The following is a 26,486-nucleotide window of genomic DNA, read 5'->3' on the forward strand; positions in this document are numbered from 1 at the left end:
AATTGGAAAGGGGGTTTTGGAAGATTACTGAAACTTTTTCATACAATAATTTTTAAAAACATCCCGGATAAATTCCGGTAGAAGATATTGTTTTTTGGCATATTTAAAGCTAGGGAAAAAATACCCGAATGTAAAGAGATCCAGTGTTGCTAAACGGTAGATCCGATCCGGTTCCATAAGTTTCCCGTTAATATATAATTCGCGCTGCTTCGTCATCTCAATACCATAATTCAATATTTTTCCGAAAATAACGCCCCTAAAGCCAAGACCTTTTAATTCAAGACGTGGCCAATCTTCGTTTTCGGATTGAGTAAAAATTTCTTTTAATTCATTACCTGTTATTTGCACAACACATATATTTATCGGATGGGGAAAAATTTTATGAATATCATATGTAGAAATTAACCCTTTACGTAGTGGTTCGACAAAAATTCCAGCATTGAACATGACACAATCCGCTTCTGTATAATCATACATACACTCTGCAAATAAATCCGATAATTGAGAACGATGGAACCATTCTTTATTGTATGGTTTTGTTAATGTAAAGATAGGTTTTTCCAAAATAGCCTTTGCTTCTTTTTGAAGATTGGACAACCACTGTTCTTCTTCTTCGACTGTTGGTAAAAGAGCGTTTTCAAATAGGCGATCTGATTTTTCTACTACCTTCCGGGACGCGTGGTCAAATTCCACCGTTAACTGACCAGTATACTGGCCAAATTTCCCGCCTCCTGTTAAAAGGACATTATTTTCCACTTGACCTTTTTCAAATACATGATGTGTGTGCGAACCGAAAATCACATCGATAATCGGACATTCCTGTGCCAGCAATTCATCTTCAGTTATCCCTAAATGTGATAAACAAACGATTATATCCGCCTGTTTTTTTAATTCAAAGGCCAGCTTTACAAGCTCTGTACGCGGGTTTGTTACGTTCCACCCAAGTTCCTTATAGAAAAGATCAAACGGGGCTGTCGCAGCTATTACGGCTATTTTCGTGCCGTACTGGGTAGTCAATATTGTGTATGGCTTCATCCAACTTGGATTTTCTTCTGACTGGGAATATAGATTTGCGACAACTACTTCGAACTGTGCGTCATCATATAACTGATATAGCAAATTATAGGAAAGCGTTATGCCTTCATTGTTTCCAATTGTCACAACATCATAATCAGCATCGTTTAACATTTTGATATTACCTTTACCTAGTGTTGCCTCTGTATATAAATTCGAACGATCCAAATGATCCCCTAAATCGACCAGAAAGCTCGTTTCGCCTTTTTCGGCCAGTATTCGACGTTGTATTTGAATAAACGACTGACTGCGCTTCCAGTACGTAAAATGACTATGCAAATCATTCGTATGGAATATATGAATTATTTCTCGCACTTTTGCATTGCCACCTCACTCTTCGTTATTCTTCAAAAAGACCTAATTGCTTTGGCGCTAAACCATCAAATTCAAGATCAAGAATTTGCTGCATTCGTTTTGCGTTTTTTGCGGCATGCCCTCCGGAATTATTATTAAATAATACGAAGACATGTTTTGATTGGCGAGCCAAAAATTTTATTTCTTCTGCAAGTTTTTGCAGTTCTACTTCATTATAATCATATAAAAACCTTACTTTTCGCCAGTTCTCCCCATGGCCTATATTTCGCCAGCCATGTACATTGCGCCCATGGATACGTACGAGCACTTTCTCATCAGTAGCAATTGGAACAAAAGGGACCGAGCCGCTTCCTGCTTGCGGTTCATCACAGACTGTATGAATCAATTGATGGTCTTTTAAAAATTGCACTGTCTTCTCTTTCATTTGAGGGCTGTACCAAGTTTGATTTCGAAACTCAATAGCAATAGGATACCCTTGTAATTGTTGCTTTATATATCGGATATATTGAACATTTTTACCTTGGCAGTCAAACCAAGGAGGAAATTGAACAAGAACCATTGCAAGCTTACCGTGCTTTTTAAAAGTATCCGCACAATTCCGAAATGCGTTGAACATATCATTTTTCGTCTCAAATGGCAGTTCATCGCGTAGATGACCAGTCATGCCCTGATAAGCCTTCACGACAAATTGAAAAGCATCCGGCGTATCCTTGCACCATTTTTCAACATTTGCCGGTGATGGTATTGCGTAAAAGGATGTATCTAATTCTACGACAGGGAAATGCCCGCTATAATCAAACAATTTATCTTTTGCGGCAGTAACTTCACTATATACTTCCGGGTGATCTCCCCAACCAGTTAAGCCGATTGAAATCATCGTTCTTCACCTCTCTAGCATTGTATATTACCTTACCCGTTTCGATGTTCATTCATTGCAAAACACTACATTTCCTATCATAATAATAGAAAAAAGGAGGACAAGTTTATGCATATTTTACAATCAACTGAGGAATTTGAGCAATTTAAAAGCAGTACAGCCGTAATCTTCGAATTTACAGCGGACTGGTGCGGAGATTGCCGTTTTATTGATCCATTTATGCCGGAAGTTGTAGAAAAATTCCCCGAGTATACATTTGTTAAAGTAGACCGCGATAAGTTTTTAGATTTATGTATTGATTTAGGAATTATCGGCATTCCTAGCTTTTTAGCTTATGAAAACGGCATTGAGCTTGGACGTTTCGTCAGCAAAGACCGTAAAACTCAACAGGAAATTGAGAGTTTTATTTCTAATTTAAAATAGAAAAAAGCTTCAAACGCATTAATAGTCGTTTGAAGCTATTTTAATATTATTTAATAATACCTTCATGCTCTTCATTTTTCATAATCTTACCGTTCTTCTTTTCCCCTAAAGCCCAAAAAGTGAGTACTACCGCAACTACCACTACAGTACCAGGAACCCCTAAAGCTATTGGCCAAAATAAGTTTTCCATTTTGTCGCTCCTTTATATCATTCTCTAAATCCATTATTCCATCTAATACAATTATTGTAAACGAATACTCCATGCTTTCTGAAATCTTTCTAGTAAACCTTTGTATTTCTTCACGAATTCAACACAATTATATAAAAAAAAGCACCTGCCTCCAACTTAGGTTGGAGGCAGGTGCCTGATAGATTATTATCCGATTGAACCTTCCATCTCGAACTTGATTAGACGGTTCATTTCTACTGCATATTCCATTGGTAATTCTTTTGTGAAAGGCTCGATGAAGCCCATTACGATCATTTCTGTCGCTTCTTCTTCAGAAACACCACGGCTCATTAAGTAGAATAATTGCTCTTCAGATACTTTTGAAACTTTCGCTTCGTGCTCTAAAGATACATTATCATTTAAGATTTCGTTGTATGGAATTGTATCAGAAGTAGATTCGTTATCCATGATTAATGTGTCACATTCGATATTCGAACGTGCACCTTTTGCATTTTTACCGAATTTTACTTGACCCATGTAAGTTACTTTACCACCTTGCTTAGCAATCGATTTAGAAACGATTGTTGAAGATGTATTTGGTGCTAAGTGAATCATTTTCGCACCAGCGTGTTGGTGTTGGCCTTTACCAGCAATGGCAATTGATAATGTCATACCACGTGCACCTTCACCTTTAAGGATACAAGCAGGGTATTTCATCGTCAATTTTGAACCGATGTTACCGTCGATCCATTCCATTGTACCGTTTTCTTCAACAACTGTACGTTTTGTAACAAGGTTATAAACGTTGTTCGCCCAGTTTTGAATCGTTGTGTAACGGCAGTAAGCGTTCTTTTTAACGATGATTTCTACTACAGCCGAGTGTAGAGAGTTTGTTGTGTAAACAGGCGCTGTACAACCTTCTACGTAGTGTACAGAAGCATCTTCGTCTACGATGATTAGCGTACGCTCGAATTGACCCATGTTTTCAGAGTTAATACGGAAGTATGCTTGTAATGGTGTGTCTAATTTAACGCCTTTAGGCATATAAATAAATGAACCACCAGACCAAACTGCAGAGTTTAATGCTGCGAATTTGTTATCTGTATAAGGGATTACTGTACCCCAGTGTTTTTTGAAGATTTCTTCGTTTTCTTTTAATGCTGAGTCAGTATCTTTGAAGACAATCCCTAAATCTGTAAGGTCTTGCTTCATGTTGTGGTAAACTACTTCAGATTCATACTGAGCAGATACACCTGCAAGATATTTTTGTTCAGCTTCCGGAATACCTAATTTATCGAATGTCGCTTTGATTTCTTCAGGTACTTCATCCCAAGAACGTTCTGTTGCTTCAGATGGTTTTACGTAATACGTAATTTCATCGAAGTTTAATGATGCAAGGTCACCACCCCATTGTGGCATTGGCATTTCATAGAATTTTTCAAGAGCTTTTAAGCGGTAGTCAAGCATCCACTGTGGCTCTTCCTTCATACTTGAGATTTCACGAACGATATCTGCTGTTAGTCCACGTTCAGAACGGAAAATTGATACGTCCTTATCATGGAAGCCATACTTGTAATCGCCGATTTCAGGCATTTTTTTAGCCATGTTGTCTCCTCCGTTCATCTAATGAGAAGTGCTAAAATGTGCATGACACACACTTTAGCCTTACTACTATTTATTTCTTTTCGTTGTTTACGCCTTTTTCCATTGCTTTCCAAGCTAATGTAGCGCATTTAATACGTGCCGGGAATTTTGCAACACCTTGCAGTGCTTCGACATCCCCAAGATCATATTTTTCATCGTCAAAGTCTTCGCCCAGCATCATTTTCGAGAAAATATCCGCCAATTCCAACGCTTCGTCCAATTTTTTGCCTTTAACGATTTGAGTCATCATCGATGCTGAAGACATGGAGATTGAACAGCCTTCTCCATCGAACTTTGCATCTTCCACAACACCATCGTTCAGCTTCAATGTTAAATGGATACGGTCACCGCAAGTAGGGTTATTCATATCGATTGTCACACTGTTTTCTTCAAGAGCCCCTTTGTTACGAGGGTTTTTATAATGATCCATTATTACGGAACGATAAAGTTGATCTAAATTATTAAAAGACATCGCCAAAATACTCCTTCGCTGAGCGCAATCCTGCAACTAAACGATCAACATCTTCTTCATCATTGTACATGTAGAAGCTTGCTCGAGCTGTTGCTGTTACTTGAAGCCATTTCATTAAAGGTTGGGCGCAATGATGTCCCGCACGAACTGCGATGCCACTCATATCCAATACTGTCGCTACATCATGAGGATGCACGTCATCAAGATTGAATGTTACGACTCCGCAACGTTTCATCGGGTCACGTGGACCGAAAATCTGAAGACCATCAATCGTTTCCAATTGATCCATTGCATAGCCTGCCAACTTATGTTCATGCGCTGCAATATTGTCTAAACCGATTTCCTCTAAAAAGTCGATTGCAGCACCTAGGCCTATTGCACTTGCAATAATTGGTGTGCCGCCTTCGAATTTCCACGGTAACTCTTTCCATGTTGATTCATATAAACCTACGAAATCAATCATTTCTCCGCCAAACTCTACTGGTTCCATTTCTTCAAGAAGCGCTTTTTTACCATATAGTACCCCAATACCAGTAGGGCCACACATTTTATGTCCTGAAAATGCCGCAAAGTCAACATCCAAATCTTGAATATCTACCTTCAAATGCGGAGCTGCCTGCGCTAAATCCGCAACAATTACCGCGCCATTTTCATGAGCAATTTGTGCAACTTCTTTAATCGGGTTAATCGTACCTAATACGTTTGAAACATACATCATAGAAACAATTTTCGTTTTTGGCGTTATTGTTTCACGTACTTTTTCTAATGAAATTGTACCGTCTGCTTCCAGGTCGATATATTTCAATACCGCCCCTTTTTCTTTTGCAAGCTGTTGCCATGGAATAATGTTTGAATGGTGTTCCATGTACGTAATGACAATCTCATCACCTTCTTGCACATTTTGACGACCATAGCCTGCAGCAACCGTATTAAGTGCTGTTGTTGTACCACGAGTGAAAATTACTTCTTGTGTTGAACTAGCATTAATGAATTTACGAACTTTTTCACGCGCACCTTCATAAGAATCCGTTGCACGATTTCCAAGTGTATGCACACCTCGGTGAACATTTGAGTTATCTAAATTATAGTAATTTGTGATTGCTTCAATTACTTGAATCGGCTTTTGAGATGTAGCCGCACTATCCAAATAAACTAAAGGATGTCCATTGACTTCCTGATTTAAAATTGGAAAATAACTTTTAATATCATTAGGTATCATTATCGAACTTTCCTTTCGATAACCTCCGTCAGCTGCTTTTTAACGCCTTCGATTGGCAATTTAGCAACAACTGGCGCAAGGAATCCGTGAATTACAAGACGCTCTGCTTCTGCTTTAGAAATACCACGACTCATTAAGTAGTACAGTTGAATTGGGTCAACGCGTCCAACAGATGCTGCGTGTCCTGCTGTTACATCGTCTTCATCAATTAAAAGAATTGGGTTTGCGTCACCGCGTGCGCCTTCAGAAAGCATAAGTACGCGAGACTCTTGTTCTGCATTTGCTTTTGTACCACCATGCATAATATGACCAATTCCATTAAAGATTGACTGTGCTGAGTCTTTCATTACACCGTGTTTTAAAATTTGACCGTCGGAATTTTTACCCCATTGACGGATTAATGTTGTGAAGTTAAGTTTTTGATCTCCACTACCTACAGTTACCATTTTGAAATCTGAAGTAGAGTTATCGCCAATTAAGTTCGTTGTATTTTCATAAATTGTATCTGAGTTTGTCATTAAACCTAATGCCCAGTCAATTTTTGCGTCGCGCTCTACATGTCCACGGCGGTTTACATAAGCAGTATAGCCATGAGCCAAGTTGTCTACTGCACCGAATGTTACTTGTGCATTATCTTTTGCGATTACTTCTGTTACAACGTTTACTTGACCATGTGCTTCGTCAAATGTAGAAATATAAGTTTCAACATAAGTTACAGCCGAAGATTCTTCTGCTACTACTAACACGTGGTTAAATAATGAAGCTTCTGCATTGTCATTTAAAAATACAACTTGAAGAGGTGCTTCAATTACAACGTTGCGTGGAACGTATACGAAAATACCACCATTTACTAGTGCTGCATGGTAAGCCGTTAATTTATGCTCATCCACTTTTACAGCAGTTGTCATAAAGTATTTTTCCACTAAATCTTTATGATCGCGGATCGCTGTTTGGATATCTGTGAAAATTACACCTTTGTTTTTCAGTTCATCTGAAATTTTAATAAACGCTGGTGTGTTGTTGCGTTGGATATACAGGTTTTCTTGTGTTTCAGTATCAACTACTGATTTCACCTCTACAGGCAGCTCTTCCAAAGAATTGAATGGAGCACTTTCTACTGTATGGTTTGCGAAATCAATGAAGTTCCACTTGTTAATGTTCGTTCTGTCTGGTTTTGGTAAGTCAAGCGCAGCAGCTTTTTCCATTGCGCTCACACGGAAATCAGCAAATGATGCTGGTTCAGCATGTTTTTGCGAGAACGAGCGTACTTCTTCTGCTGATAACGCTAATTTTGTTTCAACCGTCATCTTCGTCGTCCTCCTTTATTATGCTTCTGTTACTTCTTCAGTATCTTCAATACCTAGTTCAGCTTTAATCCACTCATAACCTTCTGCTTCCAGGCGTTGTGCTAATTCAGCACCACCTGATTTTACAACTTTACCTTGCATCATTACGTGAACATGGTCAGGTGTGATGTAGTTTAATAAACGTTGGTAGTGAGTGATCATTAAGCAGCCAAAGCCTTCGCCGCGCATTTCGTTAATACCTTTAGAAACTACTTTTAATGCATCGATATCTAAACCAGAGTCGATTTCATCTAAAATACCGAAAGTTGGTTTGATCATCATCATTTGTAGAATTTCGTTACGCTTTTTCTCACCACCAGAGAAACCTTCATTTAAGTAACGTTGTGACATTTCTTCAGGCATTTCCAGGAATTCCATTGTTTTATCTAATTCACGGATGAATTTCATTAATGAGATTTCTTGTCCTTCTTCACGGCGAGCGTTAATCGCTGAACGTAAGAAGTCTGCGTTTGTTACACCAGGAATTTCTGATGGATATTGCATAGCTAGGAATAAACCAGCTTGTGCACGCTCATCTACTTCCATTTCTAATACGTTTTCGCCATCAAGGTAGATTTCGCCTGATGTTACTTCATATTTTGGGTGACCCATAATTGCAGAAGCTAATGTCGATTTACCAGTACCGTTAGGACCCATGATCGCATGTACTTCGTTTGTATTGATAGTTAGATTTACACCTTTTAAAATCTCTTTTCCGTCGATTTCAACGTGAAGATCTTTAATTTCTAATGTTGACATTAAATTACCTCCAAATATTCATTTGCATACTTTCTGTACGCCAAATTAAGTTCATTACCAATCTTACCCGAAATGAATGTTGGTTGCAAATAGTTTAGAATGATTTTAATTAAAAAATGTCTATCATTCTTGTAAAACGCTTTACTGCAGTTTATTTCTACTATTTAAATAGTAATAATTCAGCTTTCCATTTTTTCAATAGCAATCCATTAATTGAGAATCAATTTCACTTATTCAAATGATTGATTCTATATTTCCCCAAAAATATTTAAAGTTGGGGCATAACTTAAAAACGCCATTTTTCTCCAGGAGAAAAATGACGTTTTTTGATGTGCGTAAAAATATCTGTTCTTACTATCCTATTAACTTTTCACTAACATTTCATTTAAATAATAATGAACACTTGCGGCAACTCCGCGTCCTTCTTTAATTGCCCAAACGACAAGACTTTGGCCACGGCGTGCATCGCCGGCAGCAAATACGCCTGGAATATTTGTTTCATAGTCTTTAACCGATGCACGGATGCGGTTATTCGTTAGTTCTACTCCGAAATGTCCCGGTGTTTCTTTTTCGGCACCTTCAAAGCCGATTGCGACAAATACATGCTGTGCCGGCCATACTTTTTCAGTTCCAGGCAATTCTTTAAAGTAATGGAAGCCATCTTCGCCCAGAATTTTTTCCATTTGAATAGTATGAAGCGCTTTTACATTACCTTTACTATCTTTCTCTATTTTCGAAGTTTGAATACAATATTCTCGCGGATCACGGCCAAATTTCGCATCAGCTTCGGCATAAGCATAATCCATTGTATAAATGTTCGGATCTTTTGGCCACATTGTTTCATCTGTACGTGTTGTGGCTTGTTGCGGATGCTTCCCAAATTGGTATACAGATCGGCATTTTTGGCGAAGTGCTGTTGCTACACAGTCAGCACCTGTATCTCCGCCGCCAATTACGATGACATCCTTCCCTTCCACATTTAACGCCTGATTATCCGTAAAGTCGGAATCCAGCAGGCTTTTCGTAACATCCGTTAAATAATCCATTGCTAAATGAATGTTGCCAGCATCGCTTCCTTCTAAATGAAGTAACCTTTGTTTTTGTGCTCCCGTACATAAAATAACCGCATCGAAATCAGCTTGTAATTGCTCCTTCGTTATATCTTTTCCGATTTCAGTGTTGGCCACAAAATCGATTCCTTCTAATGATAATAAATGGACACGCCTTTCAATCACATCTTTTTCAAGCTTCATATTCGGGATTCCGTACATTAATAATCCGCCAAATCGGTCAGAACGTTCGAACACCGTTACTGAATGACCTAATTGGTTCAGTTGGTCTGCTGCTGCTAAACCTGCAGGACCCGAGCCAACAATCGCCACTTTAAAGCCCGTACGCGATGCAGGGATACGTGGTGTGATCCAGCCATTTTCAAATCCTTTATCAATGATTGTACGTTCAATCGATTTAATCGCCACAGCCGGGTCCGTAATGGCAAGTGTACACGACCCTTCACATGGAGCAGGACAAACACGGCCGGTAAATTCAGGGAAATTATTCGTCATATGCAAACGTTCCAATGCTTCTTGCCATTTCCCTTTATAGACTAAGTCATTCCATTCAGGGATGACATTTTGAATCGGACACCCTGCTGCAGTACCGCGAATTTCAATTCCCATATGACAAAATGGCGTTCCACAATCCATACAGCGTGCACCTTGTGTCTGTAATTTTTCATCAGATAGCCTGCTTGCATATTCGCCCCAATTTGAAAGTCGCTCTAGTGGTCGTTGCTCCTGAACTTTCTCTCGTTTAAATTCCATAAAACCCGTTGCTTTTCCCATACTAGAAACCCCCTCTTATTTTGTGCTCACAAGCTTTTTCTGACTAGTCGTCACTTCCGTAAATGCCTGCATTGCTGCATCGTCCTTTGTAGAACCAGTTGCAGTGTAGTGGTTTATTTTATCTACCATAATTTTATAATCTGTTGGCACAACTTTAACGAATTTTAGAACAAACTGCTCCCACTTTGCTAAAACATCCAATGCGTAGGAACTATCCGTTTCTTCCAAATGCTGAATAATTAATTGGCGAACAGATTCAATTTCCGCTTGGTCTGTCAGTTTTTCAAAGTGAATCATTTCCATATTGCACTGCGCTTTGAACTTTTCCCCATCACTCGGCAGAATATAGCCGATACCACCGGACATTCCGGCACCAAAGTTTTGACCGACATCCCCTAATATAACGATTTTACCGCCTGTCATATACTCACAGCCGTGATCTCCAATTCCTTCAACAACGATTTCAGCGCCTGAATTACGAACACCGAATCGATGGCCAGCACGCCCATTAATAAATGCCTTACCGCTCGTTGCCCCATATAAACAAACATTTCCTGCGATGACGTTTTTCTCCTGTTCGCCTTTAATCGGTGCAATCGCTGTCACTTTTCCTCCTGACAATCCTTTACCGAAGTAATCATTGACATCCCCAACTACACGCATCGACATTCCTCTTGGGATAAACGCGCCAAAACTTTGACCAGCATGGCCTGTAAACGTTAGGTTAATTGTATTATCCGGCAGACCTGCTTCACCGTATTTGCGGGAAACTTCACTGCCGACAATCGTTCCCATTACACGGTCTGTGTTTTTAATCGGATAATTTAACTCGATTCGCTCGTTTCCTTCAATTGCCTTTGAAACTTGCGGCAATAACTCTTGTAAATCAAAACTTCCCTCAATATTATGATTTTGCTGATGTTGTTTTGTGCGTGTTCCTTGGATTTGATGAAGCAGTGCCGTTAAATCGAGCTGGCTTGCTTTCCAATGTTTTGCCGTGCGATCTGAAATTTGCAGCACATCTGTACGACCTACCATCTCTTCCACAGTGCGGAATCCTAGAATACTCATATATTCACGCATTTCTTCAGCGACAAAACACATATAATTGACGACATGATCAGCTGATCCCATAAATTTCGCACGGAGTTCCGGGTTTTGCGTTGCTACACCTACCGGACAAGTATCCAGATGACAAGCACGCATCATGACACAGCCTAAAACAATTAACGGTGCAGTTGCAAAACCGAATTCCTCTGCCCCTAAAAGTGCTGCCATCACGACATCTTTCCCCGTCATTAGTTTGCCATCCGTCTCCAATGTCACTCGGTCACGAAGTCCATTGAGCATTAATGTTTGATGCGCTTCCGCTAAACCAAGCTCCCACGGTAAGCCAGTATGCTTGATCGATGTTTTCGGCGATGCCCCTGTACCTCCGTCATAGCCAGAAATGACGATGACGTCCGCAGCACCTTTTGCGACACCTGCAGCAATTGTACCAACACCCGCTTTTGCTACGAGCTTTACAGAAATTCTTGCATGACGGTTTGCATTTTTTAAATCATGAATTAACTGTGCCATATCCTCGATCGAGTAAATGTCGTGATGCGGCGGTGGAGATATTAAACCTACCCCAGGAGTGGAACCGCGCACATCTGCGACCCAAGGATAAACTTTATTGCCAGGCAGTTGCCCGCCTTCCCCTGGTTTCGCCCCTTGCGCCATTTTAATTTGCAGCTCATCGGCATTCACTAAATAATGCGATTTCACACCAAATCGTCCTGATGCAATTTGTTTTATTGCACTGCGCTTGTTATCACCGTTTTGTTCGATTGTAAAGCGGGCCGGATCTTCCCCACCTTCACCTGAATTCGAACGTGCACCTAGACGGTTCATCGCTACCGCCAACGTTTCATGCGCTTCTTTCGATAACGAACCAAATGACATAGCCCCTGATTTAAATCGTTTTACGATAGAATCCACTGATTCAATTTCTTCCATCGGGATTCGGCGTTCATTCTTTTTAAAGTCGAATAGATTACGTAAAAAGCCGATTCGTTCTTCATTAGCCATTTCTGCATACATCCGGTACAATCCAAAATCATTTTTACGAGTTGCCCATTGGAGTGTATGGATAGTTTTCGGATTAAATGCATGATGCTCTCCGTCTGCACGCCATTGGAAATCCGAACCGGATTGCAGTTGGGCCGACATTGATTGCATCGCTTCCTCATGGCGGCGTTTTGCTTCTTCTCCGATAGTTTGTAAGTCAATGCCGTCAATTTGTGAAGCCGTACCTGTGAAGTATTCGTCGATCACTTCTTTTGAAATCCCGACTGCCTCGAACACTTGGGCGCCACGATAAGATTGAACTGTTGAAATTCCCATTTTCGACATCACTTTAACGACACCATCTGCTGCACCTTTTCGGAATTTTTGAACCGCTTTTTCAAACGGTACAGATAAATGACCATTTTCAATTGCCTCATGAATTGTTGCATATGCTAAGTACGGGTGAATGGCGTCGACACCGAAGCCGATCAATGCAACAAAATGATGAACTTCACGAACTTCCGCACTGTTCACAATAATACTTGCCTTCGTACGTAAACCGATTCGCACTAAATACTGATGGATCGTACTCGCCGCAAGAAGAACTGGCATTGTTAACTGCTTAGCATCATCCATATAGTCAGACAGTACAATAATTGTCTTGCCGCCAAAAATAGCCGCTTCCGCTTCCGTTTTGATTCGGTTAAGTTCACTTTCTAAATTTTCGGTATATTTTAGCGAGATTTCCGCTACTTCAAAATGTTCTTCGTTATTATTTACAATCTGCTCATATTCTGCAGTCGTTAACACCGGCGTTTTCAGCAGGAGGCGACGTGCATTTTGCGCATTCGGTTGTAATAAATCACCTTCCGCTCCAAGCAACGTCATTGTCGATGTCACGACATGTTCGCGAATAGAATCAATCGGCGGGTTTGTCACTTGTGCAAACAGCTGCTTAAAGTAATTAAATAATGATTGTGGTCTATCTGAAAGAACAGCTAACGGGGTATCGTTCCCCATCGAACCAAGCGGATCTTTTCCTTCATTTGCAAGAGGTACAATATATTTTTGTACATCCTCAAATGTATAGCCGTGAATTTTCTGGCGTAATGTCAGATCATTTATTTCAGGTAACTGCTCACTCTTAGATTCAAGTTTGATCATATTTTCTTCCAGCCATGCTGCGTAAGGTTTTTCTGCTGCAACTTCGGATTTCAGCTCCGCATCCGAAATAATTTTTCCCTGCTCTAAATCAATCAACAGCATACGACTTGGACTTAATCGGTCTTTATAAAGAATGTCTTCTTCAGCATAATCGACAACCCCTGTTTCGGAAGAGAAAATAACATGATCGTCTTTCGTCACATAAAGTCTTCCAGGACGCAAGCCGTTACGGTCCAAAATGGCCCCAATCTGTTTGCCGTCCGTGAAGCAAATAGCAGTCGGTCCATCCCACGGTTCCATCAAACTTGCATGATATTGATAAAACGCTTTACGGTCTTCATCAATGCGCGGATTTTCTGTCCACGGTTCCGGAATCATCATCATCGCTGTCTCAGCCGGTGAACGTCCAGCCAATACAAAAAATTCAAATGCGTTATCAAGCATTGAAGAATCAGATCCCGTTGTATCGATTATCGGTAAAAGTTTTTCAAGGTCCTCTCCAAACGCTTCAGATACGAACTGTTGCTCACGTGCACGCATCCAGTTAATATTACCGCGCAATGTGTTAATCTCCCCATTATGGATAATATAGCGATTCGGATGGGCCCGTTTCCAAGATGGGAATGTATTCGTCGAGTAACGTGAATGCACGAGTGCCAATGCGGATACGAAGCTTTCGTCCTGCAGATCCACATAAAATTCACTTACTTCTTCTGGTGAAAGCAATCCTTTAAATACAATCGTCTGACTTGAAAGACTGGGAATATACAATTCGAACTGCTGCTCTGTCGCCCAATGTTCGAGTTGTTTGCGAATGACATACAGTTTTCGTTCGAACGCCTTATTGTCGTTTTCGTTTGAACGAATAAATACTTGGCGAACAACCGGTGCAGTCGATTTAGCAATCTCACTTAAATTTTCTTTATTTGTCGGAGCAGTTCGCCAGCCGATCAGTTGCTGATTTTCCTGTCCAATTAATTCATTCATCTTTTCTTCAATTTTTTGGCGTTCGTTTTCATTTTCCGTAAAAAAAATTTGTCCTACACCATATTCACCCATTTCAGGTAAATTAAGTTCCGCGCAGTTTTGTTGAAAGAAAGCATGCGGGATTTGAACTAACAGCCCTGCTCCATCACCTGTCTTGCCATCTCCGCCACGTCCAGCACGGTGTTCTAAACGACATAACATTTCTAGCCCTTTTTTTACAATCTGATGTGAAGGTATTCCTTTTATATTTGCATACATGCCAATTCCGCATGCGTCATGTTCAAATTCAGGATTATATAACCCTTGCGCTTCTGGTAACTGATGAAAACTCATATCCATTCCCCCTCATTCTTTCAATACCGTATTTACATTTTAAAGTTTTCGAAATAATATAAACAATATATAGTTTGGATATAAACAATCTACTTTTTAGATGAATGGGGTGGAAATAGTGGAATTAAGACAGTTACGTTACTTTGTAGAGGTGGCAGAACGCGAGCATATTTCTGAAGCTGCGGAGCATTTACACGTTGCCCAGTCTGCGATCAGCAGACAAATTGCCAACTTGGAAGAAGAACTTGGAACACCGCTTTTTGAACGAATCGGGCGTAACGTAAAGTTGACGCCAGTCGGGAAGATTTTTTTGGAACATTGTATTACCGCACTCAAGGGAATTGATTTTGCTGCAAAGCAGGTAGAAGAATATTTAGACCCGGCAAAAGGTACAATTAAAATAGGTTTCCCTACAAGTTTGGCAAGCTATGTATTGCCGACCGTCATTTCTGCATTTAAAAAAGAATACCCGGAAATTTCTTTCCATCTACGCCAAGGGTCCTATAAATATTTGATCGATGCGGTCAAAAATCGCGAGCTGAATTTAGCTTTGCTTGGACCATTACCACCAAAAGACGAAGCAATCAATACAACCGTGCTGTTCAGCGAAAACATCCATGCTTTGTTGCCCGCAACACACCCACTAGCGAAAAAAGAATCGATTAACCTTGTTGATTTGCGTCATGATCAATTTGTACTCTTTCCTGAAGGTTATATTTTAAACAAAGTTGCCGTTGATGCGTGCCGCTCTGTAGGCTTTATGCCGAATATCACTACCGAGGGAGAAGATATGGATGCATTAAAAGGGCTTGTGGCTGCAGGAATAGGTGTGACACTTTTACCGGAAAGTTCACTCTATGATTCAACACCGCGCATGACCGTCAAAGTGCCGATCACCATACCTAATATAAGACGTACAGTCGGCATTATTGCACCAACATCAAGAGATCTTGCCCCATCCGAACAAGTATTTGTCGACTTTATATCAACTTTTTATTCACGATTAACACGATTCCAATAAAAGGCTTGGATAGAAGTAGAAGTTTCATTAGATATGGAGAAATCCCATTCTAGAATAGATAATTTTATGAAACGAAAAAAACCATTTTCTCCTAATTAGAGAAAATGGTTTCTTGGATTATTTTTATTCGCCTGAAACTGGTACTACAGAGCCGCCCCACTCTTCAACGATAAAGTCTTGAACTTCTTTCGAGCGTAATGCATCTACTAATGCTTTAATTTCTTTTGAATCTTCATCGCCAGATTTTACTGCAATGATATTTACATAAGGTGATTCACTAGACTCGATTGCGATTGAATCTTCCAATGGGTTAATGCCGTTATCGATTGCGAAGTTTGAGTTGATCAATACCGCATCCCCTTCTTCATTTTCGTACATTTGCACTAATAATTCAGCTGCAGTGTTTGCATCGAATTCGAAGTTTTTCGGATTATCTACGATGTCTTTTATTTCTGCTTTTGTTTTATCAATACCTTCTGCTAATGTAATTAAACCTTGCGCTTCAAGTAATGAAAGCATACGTCCATGGTCTGCCACTGAGTTAGAAAGTAAAATCGTTGCCCCTTCAGGAAGTTCTTCTAAAGATGAATATTTTTTTGAGTAAATACCGATTGGCTCGATGTGAATACCGCCAGCATTTGCAAAGTCATAATCGAAATCTGCTTTTTGTGCTTCGAAGTATGGAATGTGCTGGAAGTAGTTCGCATCTAGATCACCGTTATCTAAATCTTGGTTTGGAAGTACATAATCTGTATAAGTTTCGATTTCAAGCTCAATACCTTGTTCCTCTAAAATCGGTTTAACTTTTTCAAGGATAACTGCGTGTGGTGTATTCGATGCACCAACTACTAATTTTTCATCTTCTCCTCCACATGCTGCTAATGCAAGTACTGAAGCTCCTAAAATAACGCTTGATAATAACTTTTTCATTTGTTTTACCTACCCTTTTTTATTAGTTTGTTTTCGGTCCATCGAAACTTTTTCTATATTCTGATTATTTTTCGGATAGACGCGCACTTTTATAAAAGTTTGCGTCCATATCGTTTCGATGCACCAATATTTATAATTACGGCCTTAGAAGCCACTAACTATCGTTTATCCACTCTTGCTGTGATGAAATCCCCAATATATTGGATGATGAATACGACAACTAAAATCAATACAGTTGCCATTAAAGTCACATCTGTTCGGTTACGCTGGAAACCATCAAGGAATGCCAGGTTTCCTAAACCACCCGCACCAATGATGCCGGCCATTGCTGTATACCCTACTAAAGCGACAGCTGTAACAGTAATACCTGAAATTAATGCCGGTAAGCTTTCCGGAATCAGCACTTTCCAAATAATCGTAGAAGTTTTCGCTCCCATTGAGCGAGCCGCTTCTATAACACCTTTATCAATCTCTCTTAATGCAATTAACACCATGCGCGCATAAAACGGTGCTGCACCGATAATAAGCGCAGGTAATGCTGCATTGGCACCTCGGATTGTTCCAAGTAAAAACTTCGTAAATGGAATTAATAAAATGATCAAGACGATAAATGGGATCGAGCGGAAAATATTCACGAGTGACCCTGTCAAAAAGTGGACAATTTTATTTGCCCATAATTGATTGTCACTCGTTAAAAATAAGACAATACCAATTAGAAGTCCTAGTATAAATGTGATGACTGTCGCAACAGCCGTCATATAAATTGTTTCATATGTTGCTTCGAGCATTTTACCCCAATCTACGTTCGGAAATAATTGATTAAACATGCTCAATCACCTCCGCCTGAATTTCTTGCTTCGCTAAAAAGCTTAATGCTTCCCCGACTGCTTTTGGCTCGCCATCGATATGAATAAACAATGTACCAAACGAACCGCCCGTTGTATTTGAGATTTTGCCATGCACTATATTTACAACTACGTCAAATTGCTTAATCATTTGTGAGATGACAGGCTGTTCTGTCGTTGCCGCTGCAAATGTTAATTTAGCGATTTTGCCTTCTGGATAATTGGCTAAAATCTGTTCCAGTGATGCTTGCGTTTCCTGTGTTTCACCAGAAGCTTGCGACACGAAGTTTTTCGTAATTGGTGCTTGCGGATGTTGGAACACTTGTAATACATCTCCCTGTTCCACTACTTTTCCGGCTTCCATAACAGCTACTCTATTACAGATTTTACGGATAACATGCATTTCATGTGTAATGAGTACAATTGTAAGTCCGATGTTTTTATTAATATCAAGCAGCAATTCCAAAATTGAATCCGTTGTTTCAGGATCAAGTGCTGAAGTCGCTTCATCACATAAAAGCACTTCCGGATTGTTTGCCAACGCACGGGCAATGCCAACACGCTGCTTTTGACCGCCTGAAAGTTGAGAAGGATACGCTTTCCCTCTTCCTTTTAAACCAACAAGTTCAATTAGCTCTTCTACTCGTTTTTCACGATCAGCTTTTGAAACACCTGCTATTTCAAGTGGAAATGCGATGTTTTCTTCAACGGTACGTGACCAAAGTAAATTGAAGTGCTGGAAAATCATACTTATTTTTTGACGTGCTTCTCGTAATTTAGCCCCGGAAGCTTTTGCAATATCCTGACCACCTACAATGACAGAACCTGTCGTTGGCTTTTCCAAACCGTTCAATAGGCGAATCATTGTACTTTTACCGGCACCACTGTAGCCGATAATACCGTATATTTCTCCTTTGTTAATCGATAGGCTTACATTATCAACTGCCGTAAGCTTACCATTTTTCGTGTTATACACTTTTGTAATATTTTGTATATCAATCATCGGTTGTACTCCTTCTAAATTGAAATAACCTTCCTGCTATTTCAAAATCATGTTCTTTTTTCATCCAAAACATCCGCTGAATGAAAAAAACCTTTCTACCAAGACAAGTAGAAAGGTTTCACATACATTTATACGGTAAACCGTTCTCTCATCTTTCAAAGTTTACACTTTGTGTGAATTGGCACCTTTGCGTAATCGCTGGTTGCCGGGCTTCATAGGGCACTTCCCTCCACCTCTCTTTATAAGAGCAACGTTATTAAGTTTTATTATTATGAATGTTACTTTATCACGACAAAGTGACTACGTCAATTACTTTTTTAATATTTCATACAAAAACGGTACGGATTTAAATGCATAAATTTTATTCGTTAGTTCCCCGTTATCTGAAACGATTAAACAAGGTACACTTTCAATTTTCAGTTCATAAGGCAAATCCCCTAAATAATTGATATTTGCCATACCAAGCGGGAGATCTGGTAGTAATTTCTCAATTACTTCCAACATTTTTTCCGATACTTCACATGTGCCGCACATAGGCGTATATAGGAAAAATGCTGTCTGATCATATTGTTGCACGTTTTGTTCCCATTGCTGTTTCGTCCATTGTTCCATTATACTGTCATCCTTCTTTTACTAAAAATTTTGCTCGTAGTAAAATATCCCTTAAGATTTTAGTAGGTGTTTTTTCTACTTCAATGTATTCGTGAGGTATGATTAGCTGTTGTGCTTCAGGATATGCACGGTTCATCAGTTTACGTAATTTTTCACCGTTTTTATCTGCATCAAACATAGTGATAATTTCATCTTGCTCATAATCTTCCAATAAATCAATCAAATTCACTTCGCTTATTGTGCCATTTGTACAAATAATTGTCACGTCCTCTGCTAAAATCGGGATTAATCTCAACTTATCGGCACGTCCTTCCACAACAAGGCATTTTCCCATACGTACACGCTTCCTTTCAAAGTCACCTTTATGTATAGAATAACAAAAAAACACTAAAACCTTACTATAGAAGGCTTTAGTGTTTCATATTATTGTTCGATTAATGCAGTGTAAGCATCTGCGTCTAATAATTCTTCAACTTCCGCTTCACTTGTTAACTCAACAGTAACCATCCATGCATTACCGTATGGAGATTCATTAACGTATTCTGGGTTGTCCAGTAATTCTTCGTTGATTGCAACTACTTTACCAGAAAGTGGTGCATATAGTTCAGAAACTGTTTTTACAGACTCTACACTACCGAATGGCTGATCCTTTGAAATCTCATCGCCTACTTCAGGTAATTCTACGAATACGATATCACCTAATTCAGATTGTGCGAAATCCGTAATACCGATTGTTGCTTTACCGTCTTCAATTTTAACCCACTCATGCTCTTTTGAATAACGTAATTCTTTTGGTGTGCTCATTCGAAAACCTCCATGTTATATGTAGTACATTCAAGTTCATTTTGCCATATTTCGTTCGGAAATACAATGTGAATAACTGTTTATTTCCAAGTTTCTAAGAAGTCAGACTCCTTAAATCCTAAAGTTAATTTTTTACCATCTGTTACGATCGGTCGCTTAATTAACATACCATCTGATGCCAATAGCTCTAATTGCTCATCCTCGGACATTGTCGCTAATTTATCTTTTAGACCCAATTCACGATATTTCATACCAGATGTATTGAAGAATTTCTTTAACGGCACTCCACTTGCTTCATAAATAGCTTTAATCTCCTCTTTAGATGGTGTCTGTTCTACGATATGAATATTTTCATAGTCCACACCTTGCTCATCTAGCCACTTTTGTGCTTTTTTACACGTTGTACATTTTGGATATTGAATGAATTTTACTGTCATGTAAGTACTCCTTTTGCCCTGGATTTTCCTATATTGTAACGGATATAGAAGGACAAATCAAAAATGTGTTCGTATTAATGGCGTTTTTATGGATATGGGTTTTATTAGAAGATTTGTGATGATATTAGAACATGCTGGTCGTATTTTAGAAGAATGGTTTCGCTTATTTGAAACTTTGGCGGTCATATTAGAAGAAAGGAAACTTATATTAGAACTTCCGAGATATATTAGATCATGTAAAAATATATTAGAACATTTTACGTTTTATTAGAACAGCATAGAAAAATCGGGTGCAGTGTCATGCACCCGATTATAGTATTTTATTAAACTACATACTTTTCTGCTTCGATTAATTTCACTGAAGCTTCACGTTTTTTCGGAATTAAGTTGTAAGGGTTGTTGCGCGTTAATTTACGTAAAGCCGATAAAATCATTCGTGCATCGTCACCTTCAACAGAAGCGATCAATGTTTCTTTTGCTTCTTTTTCGATTTCTGCGAATGCTTCCTGACAGAAAATTTGAGTGTAAAGGATTTTTTGCGCTGCTTTTTCTTCTCCGTCACGCTCGATCGCTTTTTGTGTACGGATTACTGCAGATTCCATTGCGTATAATTGGTTTGCAATGTTTGCGATGTTTACTAACAGCTCCTGCTCAGCATCCAGTTTTGCACCGTAGCGCTGTGCTGCTGCACCTGCTGCAAGGACTGCGATTTTCTTCGCATTTTTCACTAAATATTTCTCTTGCTCTAAGGCACCTTGGCCGATTTCTTCAGGCATAAGCATTAGTAACTCATTTTGCAGTTCTTGTGCCACTTGTAATAGTGGTAATTCACCTTTTAATGCTTTTTTCATAAATGTGCCCGGTACGATCATACGGTTAATTTCGTTTGTACCTTCGAAAATACGGTTAATACGAGAGTCACGGTAAATGCGTTCCACTTCGTACTCAGCCATAAAGCCGTAACCACCGTGTAACTGAACCGCTTCATCCGCTACGAAATCCAGTGTTTCAGAACCGAATACTTTTGCGATTGAGCACTCAATAGCATACTCAGCGATTGCTGCTGCGATTGATTTGCCGTCTTTTTGCTCTTCATCGGATAACTGGCTTAAACGGTCTTCGAAGTAGCCAACTGTACGATAGTTTAAAGACTCAGATGCATAAATGTGAGAAGCCATTGATGCGATCTTTTCTTTCGTTAAGTTGAAATCCGATAATTTCGTTTTGAATTGTTGGCGTTGGTTTGTATAAGCAACCGCTAATTCAAATGCACGTTTTGATGCACCTACAGTACCTACTCCTAATTTATAACGCCCGATATTTAAAATGTTGAACGCGATAATATGACCGCGGCCTACCTCACCTAATAAGTTTTCTACAGGTACTTCTGCATCTTCTAAAATTAATGTACGAGTAGAAGATGATTTAATCCCCATTTTCTTCTCTTCCGGACCTACAGAAACTCCTGGGAATGAACGTTCAACGATGAATGCAGTAAATTTATCGCCATCGATTTTTGCGTATACAACGAATACATCTGCAAAGCCTGCATTAGTAATCCATTGTTTTTCACCATTTAATACGTAATGTGTACCCGCTTCATTTAATTTAGCAGTTGTTTTTGCGCCTAATGCATCCGAACCTGAACCTGGCTCTGTTAAAGCGTATGCTGCGATTAAGGCACCTGAAGCTAACTTCGGTAAATACTTCGTTTTTTGCTCATGGTTACCGAATAATACGATTGGTAATGAACCGATCCCTACATGCGCACCGTGTGTGATTGAGAAACCACCAGCAGGTGACATTTTTTCAGCGATTAATGCAGAAGAGATTTTGTCTAAGCCTAAGCCTTCGTACTCTTCCGGCACGTCAGCTGCTAGTAAACCTAAATCACCTGCTGTTTTTAATAGACGTACCGAGTGCTCGAACTCATGGTGCTCTAAGTTTTCAACTACCGGCAATACTTCGTTTGTCACATATTCCTGTGTTGTTTGAGCAATCATCTTTTGCTCATCTGTGAAATCTTCCGGTGTAATTACTCGGTTAATTTCCACGTCCTCGATTAAAAAGCCGCCACCTTTAATAATGCTGTTTGTTGTTTGTGCCATTATAAATTCCTCCCTAGTTTCCTTTGTGATTTATATTGTGTTGTTTCCCCAGACAATTAAAGAACTTCAAATACCCCTGCTGCGCCCATTCCGCCGCCGATACACATTGTTACGACACCGTATTTACCGCCGCGGCGTTTTAATTCATTGATTAGCTTCACTGTAAGAATCGCGCCTGTTGCACCAAGTGGATGGCCTAATGCGATTGCCCCTCCGTTAACATTCACTTTTTCCATATCAATGCCAAGCTCACGAACTACTTGAATTGATTGTGATGCGAATGCTTCGTTAATTTCCCACAGGTCTACTTGATCTTGTGTAATTCCTGCAATTTCAAGTGCTTTCGGTACCGCAACGATTGGTCCGATACCCATTACTTCAGGTGGAACTCCGCCGACAGCAAATCCTAGGAATTTTGCCAGTGGCTGCATTCCCTGTTTCTCCGCTTCTTCACGGTCCATCACAAGAACTGCTGCTGCGCCGTCAGAAGTTTGAGAAGCATTCCCTGCTGTTACAGATCCTTTTACGTTGAATGCTGGACGTAATTTTGCCAACGTTTCTACCGAAGTACCTGGACGAACCCCCTCATCTGTATCAAAAATTGTAACTTTTTCTTTTAACTGATTGTTTTCATCGACATAATACTCCGTCACTTCAACCGGAACGATTTCGTCTTTGAATTTACCTTCTTTAATTGCTTTTTCAGCCAATTCATGTGAACGTACTGCAAAGGCATCCTGCTCTTCACGTGTCACATTGTAACGATTCGCTACCTCTTCAGCTGTGTGACCCATACCGATATAGTATTGTGGTGCTTCTTCAGCAATTTTTGGATTTAGACGAACTGTATTACCAGTCATCGGAATCATACTCATCGACTCTGTACCACCTGCAACGATTGCTTTTGCATGGCCAAGCATAATGCGCTCTGCTGCATAGGCAATTGTTTGTAGCCCTGATGAACAGAAACGATTGACCGTTAATGCTGGTGTTTCATCCGGTAACCCTGCCAATGCCCCTACTAAGCGGGCAACATTCATCCCTTGTTCTGCTTCCGGCATTGCACATCCCATAATTAAATCATCAATTGGACCTTCATAGCCCGCACGTTTTAATGCTTCTTTTACTACTACTGCACCAAAATCATCTGGACGAGTATTCGCAAGTGATCCTTTTTTCGCACGTCCGATTGGTGTTCGTGCTCCTGCAACGATAACGGCTTCACGCATAATGATGTTTCCCCCTTGTGATTAGCCAGCAAGTAATCTATTAAGCTAGTTGCCGGCAAAATATTCTAGACACAAACGTTGATTTCTATTTCAGCCAACGCTTTCCGGGTGCGTGGCCCTATACGATCTTCTCGTGCGTCACGCTTTCCCCCGGGAATCGTCGCCTACATTCCAATCAACTAAATGTGTATTTAAAATTCTTTACGTATCATTACAAATCAATTTTAGTTACGTAACGGCTTTCCTTTTACGAGCATGTGCTGCATACGCATTTGTGATTTCTGGTCTGCAACCAATTCTAGGAATGCTTGTTTTTCCAGGTTTAATAAGTACTCTTCCGATACTTCTGTTCCATATGGTACTTTTCCGCCTGCGATTACATAGGCAAGTTTTTTCGCGATTTTCAAGTCATGTTCTGTAATAAAGCCTGAATCGAACATTCCTTGAGCCCCTAATAGCAATGTTGCATAACCTGGTGCGCCTACTACTTTCACCGGTTTTTTCACTGGTGCTGTATAGCCCGCATCCGCAAGTGCAAGTGCTGCTTGTTTTGCATCATAGATTAAGTGATCCGGATTTACGGAAATACCATCCGCAAAGTCCAGGAAATTATTTTCACGTGCTTCTTCACCAGAAGTCGAAACTTTTGCCATCGCAATTGTTTCGAATACTTTATTTGCAATTTGCTGATAGTCTACATCCACGCCATTTGGCAAGCCTTTAATGAACTTTTGGTAAAGACCTAAGTTACCGCCGCCGCCGGGGATTAATCCAACGCCTACTTCTACAAGACCCATATACGTTTCAGCTGATGCTTGAATGTGTGCAGCCGGTAAACATACTTCCGCTCCGCCACCTAATGCCATTTGGAAAGGTGCCGCAACAACCGGTTTTGTTGAATATTTAATACGGCGCATTGCTTGCTGGAATGACTTAATAACAAAGTCCAATTCAAAAATATTATCATCTTGTGCTTCCATTAAAATCATCGCAAGGTTGGCACCGACACAGAAGTTTTTACCTTGGTTCCCGATTACAAGGCCTTTAAAGTTTCTCTCAACTTCATCAATGGCATAGTTGATCATTTGAACAATGTCTAAACCGATTGCATTTGATTTTGAGTGGAATTCAAGTAATGCGATTCCGTCACCCAAATCAATTAGGCTTGCACCTGAATTCGATTTAATAACACCATATTTTTTCTTGTAACGTTTTAAGTCAATCGCTTTTTCGTTTACAGGCACTTTTACATATTCTGAACCGTTATAGTAAGCTAAATCGCCATCAATTTCTGAATAGAATGTTTTCAGGCCTTTCTCTAATAATCCATTTATGAATTCAGGAATTTCACGGCCTTCTTCTTTCATTTTAGCGACTGATTTTTCTACGCCGATTGCATCCCACATTTCAAATGGACCTTGAGCCCAGCCGAAGCCCCATTTCATCGCATTGTCAATTGCAACGATGTCATCAGCAATTTCACCTACTAATTTTCCTGAGTAAATTAATGTCGGTGCAAATGAATTCCATAATAGTTCCCCAACTCGGTCATTTGCATAAATTAAAACTTTTAATTTACCTCCTGGACCTTTTGCTTGTTTTGCCATTTCTAATGATGGTGCTACAAGTTTCGTAGTCGGTTCATATTCAAATGTTGATAAATTCAATTGTAGAATTTCTTTCCCTACTTTTTTGAAGAAACCTTGGCCCGATTTCGCGCCAATCCAACCATTTGAGATCATTTTCTTTAAAATAGGAGATTCTTCAAATACTGCCTGTTCTTCACCGGTTGTCTGGTCATATACATTTGTTGCAACATGTGCAAAAGTATCAAGACCAACAACATCCAATGTACGGAATGTCGCAGATTTTGGACGACCGATTAGTGGTCCTGTTACCGAATCTACTTCACCTACTGAATAGTTACGTGCAATCATTTCGTTCATTGTCACGATTAAACCGTATGTTCCGATTCTGTTTGCGATAAAGTTCGGTGTGTCTTTTGCGATAACAACACCTTTTCCTAATACATCTTCGCCGAACGTTTGCATAAAGCTCACAACTTCCGGTTTTGTTGTATTAGCCGGAATGATTTCCAGTAATTTTAAATAGCGTGGCGGGTTGAAGAAATGTGTACCAAGGAAATGCCCTTGGAAATCTTCTGAACGCCCTTCCGCCATTGCGTTAATACTAACCCCTGATGTATTTGATGAAATGATTGTGCCTGGTTTACGTACAGCATCAATCTTTTCAAATAAGCCTTTTTTAATATCTAATCTTTCTACAATTACTTCAATAATCCAGTCAACATCTTTCAGTTTTTCTAAATCATCGTCAAAGTTACCTGGTGTAATTAATGCTAGATTTTTTTTCGATGAAAGTGGTGCTGGTTTTTGCTTTAGTAATTTTTGCATTGCAGAAACTGCAAAACGGTTTTTTACAGGTTTTGAATCAAGTGTTAACCCCTTAGCTTCTTCTTCCTTTGTTAATTCGCCCGGAGCGATGTCTAATAACAATGTAGGAATCCCGATATTCGCCAAATATGCTGCAATTCCTGAACCCATTACCCCTGAACCTAAAACCGCTACTTTTTCAATTTTGTAAGACACGAGCACTTCCCCCTTCTCCCTTGAATGAACAGTCATTCATTTTGAAATCAAAAAAAAACTTCAAACAGCTTTTCTGTTCTTAGTGTAGATTATTTTGACAATTTACGCAATAATTTTCTCGCAATTTTAAATAAATTTATTATTCTTATATTTTTATTGCTAGAAGGTACATATATTAAGTTGAATTACTTTTCGTAAGCTGTCCCAATC

The 26,486-nt window shown here is 39.6% G+C and carries 22 protein-coding genes and 1 riboswitch; of the genes, 2 read left to right on the forward strand and 20 right to left on the reverse strand.

Going from position 1 to position 26,486, the window contains the following annotated elements; all coding sequences use genetic code 11:
• Positions 1-24: 24 nt before the first annotated feature.
• Together CBM15_RS16805 and CBM15_RS16810 are read right to left on the reverse strand one after the other, a co-directional pair.
• Positions 25-1,389, reverse strand: coding sequence for a bifunctional metallophosphatase/5'-nucleotidase (locus tag CBM15_RS16805; RefSeq protein WP_087618364.1), 1,365 nt, complete (start codon positions 1,387-1,389; stop codon positions 25-27).
• 25 nt (positions 1,390-1,414) lie between these two features.
• Positions 1,415-2,266: a DUF72 domain-containing protein gene (locus CBM15_RS16810; RefSeq protein ID WP_087618365.1), complete on the reverse strand. Its 852-nt coding sequence runs from the start codon at positions 2,264-2,266 to the stop codon at positions 1,415-1,417.
• Positions 2,267-2,335: 69 nt separating this feature from the next.
• On the opposite strand from CBM15_RS16810, the gene CBM15_RS16815 reads away from it, so the two are divergent.
• A complete protein-coding gene (locus tag CBM15_RS16815; RefSeq protein WP_420066685.1) occupies positions 2,336-2,689 on the forward strand; it encodes a thioredoxin family protein in 354 nt (117 codons plus the stop codon).
• 46 nt (positions 2,690-2,735) lie between these two features.
• On the opposite strand, the gene CBM15_RS19395 is transcribed toward CBM15_RS16815, so the two are convergent.
• The 8 genes from CBM15_RS19395 to gltB all read right to left on the reverse strand — a co-directional run bounded on the left by CBM15_RS19395 (position 2,736) and on the right by gltB (position 14,678).
• Complete coding sequence (locus CBM15_RS19395) at positions 2,736-2,879, reverse strand: hypothetical protein (protein ID WP_193433807.1); 144 nt, start codon at positions 2,877-2,879, stop codon at positions 2,736-2,738.
• 186 nt (positions 2,880-3,065) lie between these two features.
• The gene (gene sufB / locus CBM15_RS16820; RefSeq protein ID WP_008408669.1) at positions 3,066-4,463 is read right to left on the reverse strand and encodes a Fe-S cluster assembly protein SufB; all 1,398 of its coding nucleotides are present in this window, start codon (positions 4,461-4,463) and stop codon (positions 3,066-3,068) included.
• 70 nt (positions 4,464-4,533) lie between these two features.
• A complete protein-coding gene (gene sufU / locus CBM15_RS16825) occupies positions 4,534-4,974 on the reverse strand; it encodes a Fe-S cluster assembly sulfur transfer protein SufU (protein ID WP_008408670.1) in 441 nt (146 codons plus the stop codon).
• Positions 4,964-6,193 carry a cysteine desulfurase gene (locus tag CBM15_RS16830; RefSeq protein ID WP_008408671.1) on the reverse strand — a complete coding sequence of 410 codons (1,230 nt, stop codon included), beginning with the start codon at positions 6,191-6,193 and terminating at the stop codon, positions 4,964-4,966. The genes sufU and CBM15_RS16830 overlap by 11 nt, the downstream gene beginning before the upstream one ends.
• A complete protein-coding gene (gene sufD, locus CBM15_RS16835; RefSeq protein ID WP_087618366.1) occupies positions 6,193-7,500 on the reverse strand; it encodes a Fe-S cluster assembly protein SufD in 1,308 nt (435 codons plus the stop codon). Before sufD ends, CBM15_RS16830 begins: the two co-directional genes overlap by 1 nt.
• An 18-nt stretch (positions 7,501-7,518) precedes the next feature.
• The gene (gene sufC, locus CBM15_RS16840) at positions 7,519-8,298 is read right to left on the reverse strand and encodes a Fe-S cluster assembly ATPase SufC (protein ID WP_008408673.1); all 780 of its coding nucleotides are present in this window, start codon (positions 8,296-8,298) and stop codon (positions 7,519-7,521) included.
• Positions 8,299-8,660: 362 nt separating this feature from the next.
• Complete coding sequence (gene gltD / locus CBM15_RS16845) at positions 8,661-10,142, reverse strand: glutamate synthase small subunit (protein WP_087618367.1); 1,482 nt, start codon at positions 10,140-10,142, stop codon at positions 8,661-8,663.
• A gap of 15 nt (positions 10,143-10,157) precedes the next feature.
• Entirely contained in the window at positions 10,158-14,678 is a 4,521-nt protein-coding gene (gene gltB / locus CBM15_RS16850; RefSeq protein WP_087618368.1) for a glutamate synthase large subunit, read from the reverse strand.
• A gap of 118 nt (positions 14,679-14,796) precedes the next feature.
• Here gltB and gltC point away from each other — a divergent pair, with 118 nt between their 5' ends.
• On the forward strand, positions 14,797-15,699 hold the full coding sequence (gltC, locus tag CBM15_RS16855) for a glutamate biosynthesis transcriptional regulator GltC (RefSeq protein ID WP_087618369.1): 903 nt from the start codon (positions 14,797-14,799) through the stop codon (positions 15,697-15,699).
• 123 nt (positions 15,700-15,822) lie between these two features.
• Here the strand turns inward: gltC and CBM15_RS16860 are convergent, their stop codons facing one another.
• From CBM15_RS16860 to CBM15_RS16905, 10 genes are all read right to left on the reverse strand, one after another.
• Positions 15,823-16,629 carry a MetQ/NlpA family ABC transporter substrate-binding protein gene (locus CBM15_RS16860; RefSeq protein ID WP_087618370.1) on the reverse strand — a complete coding sequence of 269 codons (807 nt, stop codon included), beginning with the start codon at positions 16,627-16,629 and terminating at the stop codon, positions 15,823-15,825.
• A gap of 158 nt (positions 16,630-16,787) precedes the next feature.
• On the reverse strand, positions 16,788-17,456 hold the full coding sequence (locus CBM15_RS16865) for a methionine ABC transporter permease (protein ID WP_087618371.1): 669 nt from the start codon (positions 17,454-17,456) through the stop codon (positions 16,788-16,790).
• A complete protein-coding gene (locus CBM15_RS16870; protein ID WP_087618372.1) occupies positions 17,449-18,477 on the reverse strand; it encodes a methionine ABC transporter ATP-binding protein in 1,029 nt (342 codons plus the stop codon). The genes CBM15_RS16865 and CBM15_RS16870 overlap by 8 nt, the downstream gene beginning before the upstream one ends.
• Positions 18,478-18,622: 145 nt before the next feature.
• Positions 18,623-18,725, reverse strand: a riboswitch (SAM riboswitch).
• Between the two features lie 61 nt (positions 18,726-18,786).
• Positions 18,787-19,089 carry a thioredoxin family protein gene (locus CBM15_RS16875; protein WP_065216306.1) on the reverse strand — a complete coding sequence of 101 codons (303 nt, stop codon included), beginning with the start codon at positions 19,087-19,089 and terminating at the stop codon, positions 18,787-18,789.
• 7 nt (positions 19,090-19,096) lie between these two features.
• Complete coding sequence (locus CBM15_RS16880) at positions 19,097-19,423, reverse strand: toprim domain-containing protein (protein ID WP_087618373.1); 327 nt, start codon at positions 19,421-19,423, stop codon at positions 19,097-19,099.
• A gap of 89 nt (positions 19,424-19,512) precedes the next feature.
• Entirely contained in the window at positions 19,513-19,893 is a 381-nt protein-coding gene (gene gcvH, locus CBM15_RS16885; protein ID WP_008408686.1) for a glycine cleavage system protein GcvH, read from the reverse strand.
• 80 nt (positions 19,894-19,973) lie between these two features.
• Positions 19,974-20,330, reverse strand: coding sequence for an arsenate reductase family protein (locus CBM15_RS16890; protein ID WP_008408689.1), 357 nt, complete (start codon positions 20,328-20,330; stop codon positions 19,974-19,976).
• 323 nt (positions 20,331-20,653) lie between these two features.
• Positions 20,654-22,438, reverse strand: a complete 1,785-nt coding sequence (locus CBM15_RS16895) for an acyl-CoA dehydrogenase family protein (RefSeq protein WP_065216926.1) — start codon at positions 22,436-22,438, stop codon at positions 20,654-20,656.
• Between the two features lie 56 nt (positions 22,439-22,494).
• Positions 22,495-23,667: an acetyl-CoA C-acetyltransferase gene (locus tag CBM15_RS16900; RefSeq protein WP_087618374.1), complete on the reverse strand. Its 1,173-nt coding sequence runs from the start codon at positions 23,665-23,667 to the stop codon at positions 22,495-22,497.
• A 224-nt stretch (positions 23,668-23,891) separates the two neighbouring features.
• The gene (locus tag CBM15_RS16905; protein WP_087618375.1) at positions 23,892-26,276 is read right to left on the reverse strand and encodes a 3-hydroxyacyl-CoA dehydrogenase/enoyl-CoA hydratase family protein; all 2,385 of its coding nucleotides are present in this window, start codon (positions 26,274-26,276) and stop codon (positions 23,892-23,894) included.
• Between the last annotated feature and the right edge of the window lie 210 nt (positions 26,277-26,486).

The sequence above is a fragment of the Solibacillus kalamii genome, from assembly GCF_002174535.1.
In the GTDB taxonomy this organism is placed as follows: domain Bacteria; phylum Bacillota; class Bacilli; order Bacillales_A; family Planococcaceae; genus Solibacillus; species Solibacillus silvestris.